The 8,146-nt window shown below is 40.1% G+C and carries 7 protein-coding genes and 1 pseudogene; all 8 read left to right on the top strand.

Features of this window, described 5'->3' with window-relative positions; all coding sequences use genetic code 11:
• Nucleotides 1-194: pseudogene (locus HMPREF9969_RS12335) on the top strand (IS1380 family transposase); the annotation flags it as partial.
• A 250-nt stretch (nt 195-444) separates the two neighbouring features.
• The gene (locus HMPREF9969_RS00085; RefSeq protein WP_009433840.1) at nt 445-1,446 is read left to right on the top strand and encodes an ROK family protein; all 1,002 of its coding nucleotides are present in this window, start codon (nt 445-447) and stop codon (nt 1,444-1,446) included.
• A gap of 278 nt (nt 1,447-1,724) precedes the next feature.
• The gene (locus HMPREF9969_RS00080) at nt 1,725-2,294 is read left to right on the top strand and encodes an L-threonylcarbamoyladenylate synthase (protein WP_009433841.1); all 570 of its coding nucleotides are present in this window, start codon (nt 1,725-1,727) and stop codon (nt 2,292-2,294) included.
• Nucleotides 2,295-2,306: 12 nt separating this feature from the next.
• Complete coding sequence (locus tag HMPREF9969_RS00075; protein WP_009433842.1) at nt 2,307-4,103, top strand: chloride channel protein; 1,797 nt, start codon at nt 2,307-2,309, stop codon at nt 4,101-4,103.
• Between the two features lie 54 nt (nt 4,104-4,157).
• Complete coding sequence (gene fmt, locus HMPREF9969_RS00070) at nt 4,158-5,171, top strand: methionyl-tRNA formyltransferase (protein ID WP_009433845.1); 1,014 nt, start codon at nt 4,158-4,160, stop codon at nt 5,169-5,171.
• Between the two features lie 470 nt (nt 5,172-5,641).
• Nucleotides 5,642-5,845, top strand: a complete 204-nt coding sequence (locus HMPREF9969_RS00065) for a hypothetical protein (protein WP_009433843.1) — start codon at nt 5,642-5,644, stop codon at nt 5,843-5,845.
• A 23-nt stretch (nt 5,846-5,868) separates the two neighbouring features.
• The gene (locus tag HMPREF9969_RS00060) at nt 5,869-7,488 is read left to right on the top strand and encodes a hypothetical protein (RefSeq protein ID WP_009433844.1); all 1,620 of its coding nucleotides are present in this window, start codon (nt 5,869-5,871) and stop codon (nt 7,486-7,488) included.
• A gap of 223 nt (nt 7,489-7,711) precedes the next feature.
• The coding region (locus tag HMPREF9969_RS00055) for an HU family DNA-binding protein (protein WP_009433846.1) at nt 7,712-8,146 on the top strand (435 nt) is incomplete at its 3' end.

Genomic DNA, 8,146 nt, shown 5'->3' with positions numbered 1-8,146 from the left:
ACTTTTACAAGGCCATTATTCAAAGACTTGACGTAAAGAAGTTCGGACTCAATGTAACAAGTCGCATAAAAGCGTTTGTCTTCAGGTTTATCTCTGTACCAGCCAAGTGGATCAAGACATCAAGGCGGTATGTGCTGAATATCTATACCTGTAATTATGCTTACGCAGATGTTTTCCAGACTGATTTTGGATAGTGCCTACAACTTATGGGAATGATATTGTGTATTGCCTCAAGTCACATTGTGGGGTAAGGGGATATTGTAGGCAGAAGTGGGTGCTTCAAGTTCAAATTATCTGCAAATTCAGTAATGAGAGGACGTGTAAACGCAATAAGAACCTTCAAGGGCTTAGTTGCGGATTTGAGGTTAAACAAAACTTTGTGGTATTCTAGTTTTTTCATAACTTTGCTCCAAGTATAATTAAACTAAAAACTTAGTAGGTCATATGGACGTAACAGAACAGAAACCAGTTGTAACTGGTTTAGAAAAGCCATTTGTTATTGGCTTGGATTTGGGAGGAACAAATGCTGTCTTCGGTGTCGTAGATCAGCGTGGTCAGGTACTTGCGACAAATTCAATTAAGACGCAGGCCTATAAAACAGTAGATGACTTTGTAGAGGCTGGTGTTGAAGCATTGAAGCCACTTATTGCAAAGTATGGTGGAATAGGACAATTCCGTGCTATGGGTATTGGTGCTCCTAATGGTAATTTCTATCGTGGTACGATAGAAATTGCACCAAATTTGTCATGGGGACATGATGGTGTTGTGCCATTGGGTGATATGTTTTCAGAGAAGTTAGGTATTCCTGTTGGTCTTACCAATGATGCTAATGCTGCTGCTATCGGTGAAATGCAGTATGGAGTTGCACGTGGAATGAAGGATTTCATAATGATTACCCTTGGTACTGGCGTAGGTTCTGGTATTGTTATTAATGGTCAGATGGTTTATGGCTCAGATGGTTTTGCTGGTGAGCTTGGTCACGTGATTATGGTTCGTGGCGAAAAGGGACGTAGCTGTGGTTGTGGTCGTACAGGCTGTCTTGAGGCTTATTGTTCTGCAACTGGCGTTGCACGTACTGCTCGTGAGTTCCTAAAAGAGAGTGACGAAGATTCTTTATTGCGTGAGTTGAATATAGATGAGATTACATCTCTTGATGTTTCTATTGCTGCAGGTCGTGGTGATGCACTTGCAAAGCGTGTATATGAATTTACTGGAAAGATGTTAGGTGAAGCATGTGCTGATTTTGCGACATTCTCTTCTCCTGAAGCATTTATCTTCTTTGGAGGTTTAACAAAAGCGGGTGACTTGTTGATGGAGCCATTAATTCGTGCTTATAGAGAGAATGCTTTGGAGATTTTCCGTGATAAGCCAAAGTTCTTGGTAAGTTCACTTGATGATGCAGCTGCTGCAGTTCTTGGTGCATCTGCTATTGGATGGGAGTTGTAATTTAAAGATATTCGACTTAATATATAAAAGGTAAAGCCTAAGTTCGTATATCTATATTTACATAGAACTACAGTTGAATCCTTTTTTAATTAAGTTCTCTCAATCTAAAAGAAAAGGTTAACGCTAATATTAGATGTGATTCTTGAGATTATATTATACTCTTGAGTCCCTATCTTAATAGCGTTAGCCTTTTTTGTTGTTTTATTTTGTGTTTTCACTTTTTTACTATATCTTTGCGACTCGGAATAAAGTTAATCTATAATTAATTAAAGCAACAAATGAATCAGGAAGACGATATCAAAAAAGCTATTGAGGTGATGAAACAAGGCGGAATCATACTTTATCCGACAGATACTGTATGGGGAATTGGTTGTGATGCTACCAATGCAGAAGCTGTTGCAAAAGTCTATTCATTGAAACGTAGAGACGATTCTAAAGCACTAATCTGTTTGGTTGATTCTGATAATCGTCTACAACGTTATGTTCATAATGTCCCTGATGTTGCTTGGCAACTAATTGATGCTGTAGAGAAACCAACAACATTAATTCTAGATGGTGCAGTGAACCTTGCACCTAATTTGATAGCAGAAGATGGTTCTATTGGCATTCGAATCACAAAGGAACCCTTCTCTCATGAATTATGTTATCGATTCCAAAAAGCTATTGTGAGCACATCCGCTAATATAAGCGGTGAGCCTGCTGCTCAGAACTATTGCGATATTTCTCAAGAGATACTTGATGGTGTAGACTATGTTTGTCAGTCTCGTCGTCAAGAACATAAGCCCCATACACCTTCTAGTATTATAAAGTTGAGTGTTGATGGTGAGGTGAAAATTATTAGAAAATAAGTAAACGTATAGATGGAAGTATCGGCTAAATTAGGCTTTCTCTCTCGATTTGATGTTTGGCGTCAGAAGCATGTATCTGATCGTGAGTTAGTTTTAGTGCTAGCATTTGCTATTGGTTTTCTTGCTTCTTTAGCTGCTTATATTCTCCATATTATTATTGGTCAGATAGAGGAACTTGTTACTTCAGGTTTCCATGTGATGACAATTAATTGGCTCTATCTGCTTTATCCTGTTATCGGTATTTGGCTTACAAGTTTATTTGTCAAATACATAGTTCGTGATAATATCTCCCATGGTATTACACGTGTCCTGTATGCTATTTCCACGAAGCAATCTCGATTGAAAGCGCATAATACATGGTCTTCTATCGTTGCATCTGCCATTACAATTGGGTTTGGTGGTTCTGTTGGAGCTGAGGCTCCTATCGTATTGACGGGGTCCGCTATTGGAAGTAACTTAGGACGCATTTTTCATCTAGACAATCGTACACTCATGCTCCTTGTGGGATGTGGGGCGACAGCTGCAGTATCTGGTATCTTTAAGGCTCCTATTGCAGGGTTAGTCTTTACGCTAGAAGTATTGATGGTAGATCTTACCATGGCTTCTTTGTTACCAATACTTATTTCCTCAGTAACAGCAACATGCTTTTCTTACTTCTTCACAGGTGGATCTCCGATGTACCACTTCCAAATGGATTATCTTTGGAGTCTTGAACGTGTACCGCCTACGATACTCCTTGGTATTGCTTGTGGTTTTATTTCGCTTTATTTCATGCGCCTTATGTCGTGGTGCGAAAATGGTTACGGAAAACTTTCTAAGTATCCTTATCTAAAGCTACTTGTTGGTGGCTTAGTACTATCCTCTCTCATCTTCCTTTTCCCTTCTCTCTATGGTGAAGGCTATAATAGCTTAGGGCTATTTATTGAGGGGAAGACTGAGGCTGACTGGATGCAAGTTATGAGCGGTTCTATGTTTGCTGGTCAAACGAACTTACTTGTACTCTATGTTGGTTTCGTTATGCTTACTAAGGTTTTTGCTACTAGTGCTACAAATGGTGCAGGTGGATGTGGTGGAACTTTTGCTCCAGCACTATTCATTGGAGGTTTCGGCGGATTCTTCTTTGCTCGTCTTTGGAATATTCAACAGTTAGGTGTCTATGTTCCTGAGAAGAACTTCACGCTCTATGGAATGGCAGCTGTTATGGCAGCCGTCATGCATGCGCCCTTGACAGGAATATTCTTGATTGCGGAATTGACTGGTGGGTATCAGCTTTTTATACCTTTAATTATAGTAACAATCTGCTCTTATCTGACGATTAATATTTTCGAGCACCATAGTATCTATGCTGTCCGATTAGCCAAACAAGGCAAATTACTCACGCATCACACAGATAAGTCTATCCTTACATTGATGACAATGGATAAGATTATTGACCGTGATTTTACCTCTGTTGCTCCTGATATGGAAATGGGACAACTTGTTCATGCTCTTAGTTCGAGCCGCAATGATTATATCCCTGTTCTCAATGAAAGTGGCAGTCTTATGGGCGAGATAGATATTACCAAACTTCGCCATATTATTTTCCGTACAGAGCTTTATCATCGATTTCATGTGAGTCAACTTATGACAGCTCCAGCAGCTACATTAGGTGTTAATGACCCTATGGAAGATGTGATGAAGACGTTCGATAGTACTGGGGCGCAGTATTTACCAGTGGTTGGTTTAGATGGTCATTTGGTAGGATATATCTCACGAATACGATTGTATAGTATGTATCGTCAGTTCGTTGCAGATTTCAGTGCCGAGTAAGTCCTACTCTTACTCTCATTTTATTCCGCATCCTTAATTGTAAAATCTCAAAGAATGAATAGTAAAGATATACGCATCATCTTTATGGGAACCCCCGAGTTTGCGGTGGAGTCCTTAAAGGTCTTAGTGGAAAACGATTATAATGTAGTAGCTGTTGTGACGCAACCTGATAAACCTGTTGGGCGGCATCAAGAGAAGCTGCAACCTTCTGCTGTTAAGCAGTATGCTTTAGAAAAAGGCTTACCAGTACTTCAACCAGTAAAGATGAAGGATCCTGAGTTTATCGAGGAACTTCGTTCTTATCATGCGGACTTACAAGTTGTTGTTGCCTTCCGGATGTTACCAGAGGTCGTTTGGGCAATGCCTCGTTTAGGAACTTTCAATGTTCATGCAGCTCTATTGCCTCAATATCGGGGTGCAGCTCCTATTAATTGGGCAGTAATCAATGGAGAGACGCAAACGGGTGTTACTACTTTCTTCCTTGATAAAGACATTGACACGGGTAGGATTATTATGCAAAAGCCATTCGATATCCCTGATACGGCTGATGTTGAATATGTTTATGATGGTTTAATGCACTTGGGTGCAACAATAGCAATCGACACAATCAATCTTATTGCCTCTAAGTTACCAAAAGATAACTTAGATGTTGATTTCTCTCATGTCTTAGACGAGATTAGCGTACCCCAAGAGCAAGGGAATATCGAACTAAAGAGCGCACCGAAGATATTTAAGGAAACCTGCGAGATAAATTGGAGTCAACCAGCAAAGATTGTTTATGACTTTATTCGTGGACTTAGTCCTTATCCTGGCGCATGGAGTTCGTTAGTCTTGAATGATGGTTCGGAGAGCAAACCATTGGTTATGAAAATCTATAAAACATCAAAGACGAATCGTGCAGCTACAGGCGCAGTTGGTAACCTTGTTGTTGAGAAGAATCGCCTATATGTGAATACGACAGATAACTTGCTTGAACTTTTGGATATTCAGTTATCTGGAAAGAAACGCATGGATGCTGCCTCTTTTCTTAATGGCTTTAAGGCTATTACAGATTATCGTTTCGTATAGTTTCTGTGAACTAAATGATAAGGAAATGAAAGAGCCTTCTTTCCTCTCTTGAGAGTGAAGGAGGCTTTTTTCCTTCTTTTCCTTGCTCATTCCATTTTATCTTTTTACCTTTGCCGCCGTGAAAGAATTAGCAATGACATATCAAGTGAACGAAGTACTGCAAAGAATTATCCGATTCTTTGCATCTTTTTGCACTTTATCTTTGGTCAATCCAAATAATTTGCTAACACACACACACACACACAATATGCGCACCTAGCGTACAATAACACATTTTTTCTTCTCGCATACGCGCGCGCGAAGCGTGCCGTAAACCCTGTAAACAAAGGACTTCTAAGAGTTTCCTTTGTTCGCTTTTTTATGCCCTTTTGTGAACTCGGTTTAGAGCAAAATAAGAACGAAATAATAGCTATTTTAATCAATAAACAAAGTAGGATGCGCTGACTGCATATCCCTTAAAATTAAACGAAATGATAGTAATTGAAAGAAAGATTTATCAAAAGCCCCAGTGCAACATTGTTTGTACGGAGACAGAAGCCCTATTGCTTCATGCCAGTGGTAATGCAGGAACAATTCAACCTGGCACAACAGTGGGCGATGCCAAACGTAACTTTTTTAACGAAGAGGAAGAAGACCAAGAAGAGACTTCTTGGAATAGTACAGAAAACTATTAAGAACTATCAGAAAGGAAAACGAAATGAATAAGTTTATGAAGAGAACGACTATTGGTTCAGTAATGCGAGGTATATGTTATGGCTTCGTAGCTTTGTTGTTTGCTGCCAGCTGTGCGAATGATGACGTTGCACAGGGGGATAAGCAGAAGAAAGATAATATCCCAGTTGGTACAACTGTCTTTACAGGTACGTCTCAACCAGATGCAACAACACGTACAGCCATCCTTAACCATACAAAGGGCACAGGTGCTTCCGTAAATTGGAATAGTACGGACAAGATATGGGTAAAAGATGATGGAGGAACGTGGCAGCAGAGTGCTGCGGCGACAATACCTTCTGCAGCAAACCAGTCTTTTGCTAAGTTTTCGTTGTCTGGTACATATACAGGGGCTTCACATGATATTATTTACACCAATACGGCTGTTACAGGCTCACAACCACAAGTAGAGATTAAAGCAACACAAACGCAGTCTGCTCCAAATAACTTTGATCATGCAGGTGAGTCGGGAGATTGCGGAATAGCAACAGGTAATAAAGCTGGTAATGATTATACATTCACACTTAACCATAAAGCTTCCTATCTTTGCTTAATTCCTCGTACCAATAACGAATATGTAAAGCGCAGCACGTTGATTAAGGTTGAGATTATGAGCGATGATGAGATTGCTGGAACTTACAATATGGCTGCTGATGGCACACTTACGCTTGCCTCGGGTGGTTCAAAGACAATCACCGTAACCACAGGCTCTGGCTTTGCAATAGACAATTCTGCTGATGATATGAGCAAGAATGCAACCTATGCAGTCGTTGCTCCTGGTACACATAAATTCCGTATTCGTTACTGGCTTCGCAATACAACAGATAATCCAGACGGAACGATAGAGGGAACGGTATCAAAGATCGTTACGCTTAATTGTACGGCAGGTTCAATCCATGATATAACTGCTAACCTTGACCCACATGATTATGATGGTACCAGATATTACATGTGGGACGCACAGAAGAATTACTGGTATGATCATGAATGGAACAGTGCTAATCCTTGGCAGCCAGTACTGAAAGGTAATGATAATGTGAACTATGCTCAGAACCATAGTGATTTGCGATATTATAACGAGAATTATCCAGGTTCTGGTATAAGTAATCCAGCTATCCACACTCCATTTACAGATCTCCCTAATGCTAATGAGATGTCTTGGTATTGTATGTATGGAGCTCCACATCGCGACAATGATGAACTTTGGTCTTTAATGGGGCATATATACAAAGGTGGTATGTGGTTTAAAAAGAAATCTGTTTTAAAAGCAGAAGGTCATTACAATACCCAAAAATCTGCAGATGGTATAACAGACTTACGCACAATAAAGAAGTTTTATGACAAGACCCCCTCAGAGGCCCTTCCTGCAGTAACTGATATAAACAATTATTTTTACTTACCTAACTTAGGTTTTTATCGTTATGGTCAATTCTTCATTGCAGCATGGGGAGGCGGTTTCTATTGGTCGTCAAGTGCAAATCCAAAATCTGGAAACAATGCATACCGTTTACAATTCAACAATCATGGTGATGGTGTAGCGGTGGATAGTTATGATCGCGATGGTGGACTTTTTGCGCAACCTTTCTCGGATTTCGGGGATAATTAATGCGAAAAAACATGACAAAAAGGGATTAAAATAACCCCTTTGTAAGTAATTGATAATCAAGGGCTTATAAATAGGGTACCAAAGTATGATACTTAGGGGGTCTAAGTATGATACTCAGGTACCCTAAGTATGATACTTAGGTACCCTCAGTCCCATACCGAGGGTGGCTCGAATAAGAAAATAATTTACATATTATATTTACTAACTTTAAAACATTGAGATTATGGCATTTTTTAAGAAAGTAAAGAAGAAGCTAACAGGGCTATGGTATCCTGAAGCGATAACCGTAGGAAAGCCTGTAACAACCGACCAAGTGGCTGACCGCTTGGCATTGATTTCGACCGTGAGTCGTGGTGACACGTATGCTGTGTTGAAGGACTTAGGAGTTGTTATGGCTGCTTTTATGGCGGAAGGTCGCACGGTGAAGTTGGAAGGCGTGGGTACGTTTTACTACACCATCAATGCCGACAAGGGTATTGCGAAGCCTGAAGAGGTAACGGCAAAGCAGATTAAGAATGTCCGTGTCCGCTTTATTCCTGAAACTTCGCGCACACAGAGTAATAAGGTTGCCACTCGTTCGCTAGTGTCTGATTCTATCTACTGGGAAGAGTGGAAAGAAGATAAGGAAAAGAAAAAGGAGGAGAAAGGAAAGACTGAA

Origin of the sequence: Prevotella sp. oral taxon 306 str. F0472, assembly GCF_000257925.1 — a bacterium.
GTDB lineage: Bacteria > Bacteroidota > Bacteroidia > Bacteroidales > Bacteroidaceae > Prevotella > Prevotella vespertina.
Note: the sequence above shows the minus strand (reverse complement) of the source record. Positions and strands in the feature narration are given on the sequence as shown.

Bases quoted from the DNA above. Each gene is read 5' to 3' on its own strand.
- HMPREF9969_RS00085 (WP_009433840.1), top strand. From the start codon at position 445: ATGGACGTAACAGAACAGAAACCAGTTGTAACTGGTTTAGAAAAGCCA.
- HMPREF9969_RS00080 (WP_009433841.1), top strand. From the start codon at position 1,725: ATGAATCAGGAAGACGATATCAAAAAAGCTATTGAGGTGATGAAACAA.
- HMPREF9969_RS00075 (WP_009433842.1), top strand. From the start codon at position 2,307: ATGGAAGTATCGGCTAAATTAGGCTTTCTCTCTCGATTTGATGTTTGG.
- fmt (WP_009433845.1), top strand. From the start codon at position 4,158: ATGAATAGTAAAGATATACGCATCATCTTTATGGGAACCCCCGAGTTT.
- HMPREF9969_RS00065 (WP_009433843.1), top strand. From the start codon at position 5,642: ATGATAGTAATTGAAAGAAAGATTTATCAAAAGCCCCAGTGCAACATT.
- HMPREF9969_RS00060 (WP_009433844.1), top strand. From the start codon at position 5,869: ATGAATAAGTTTATGAAGAGAACGACTATTGGTTCAGTAATGCGAGGT.